1 protein-coding gene is annotated in these 644 nt (G+C 44.6%); it reads left to right on the top strand.

The window, feature by feature from the left end:
- Window positions 1–137 precede the first annotated feature (137 nt).
- Window positions 138–641 (top strand): VC2046/SO_2500 family protein, encoded by a 504-nt coding sequence (locus R7Q09_RS26315; RefSeq protein WP_005494471.1) that lies wholly within the window; start codon window positions 138–140, stop codon window positions 639–641.
- The last annotated feature ends 3 nt before the right edge of the window (window positions 642–644 follow it).

The raw sequence follows: 644 nt of genomic DNA, 5'->3' as shown, positions 1-644 counted from the left end.
CAATTTAGTCTTATTTTAAAAGCTCGCTGAATCAGCGAGCTTTTTCTTTTCTCGCTTAAAAATACCCATTTAATCTCTTCTTTTTCCTAAAGTTCTTCTTTGATGCGCCGTTATAAAAGCATCTCAAGAGGAACATCATGCAAATTCATACGTTAGACAAAGCAGCAATTATCAACGAAATTCAGTTCGGCAACGGTATCAACCATGCTGTTCACGAAGGTCGTCGTGCCGATTTTTCGCTGATTTTGTCTATGTTCTCAAACGATGTTCGAGATGTCGTACCGGTTGAAGAAATTAAAGAAACGGCCACAAGCGACGAGATTCTTCGTCAACAGTTTGGGCTCTCTCAGCCTCAAGCTTTGCGCTCCGATAGCAGCAGCTACGAACTCGCCGCATTACAAGCGAAACAATTCCATAATGCGGGTCTGCCATCTGCAAAGTTAAGCCACTACCTAAAACCAGACGCCCTAACCTACTTGCCAGAAGATACGTTCGATCTTCCTGAAGACGTTTATCATAATTTGTCAGGCCACGAGCGCCGCACTTTAGGTGAGCGCAACAAGAGCCTTATCCCTGATGCGGGCCTCTACAATCAGCTAGTGACGGCTCAACGTCAGTATCAGATCCAAGCTCAAGCATAGAGA

The sequence above is a fragment of the Vibrio sp. 2130-1 genome, from assembly GCF_033339515.1.
The sequence above is the reverse complement of the archived record's forward strand: the minus strand, read 5'-3'. Positions and strand labels throughout refer to the sequence as shown.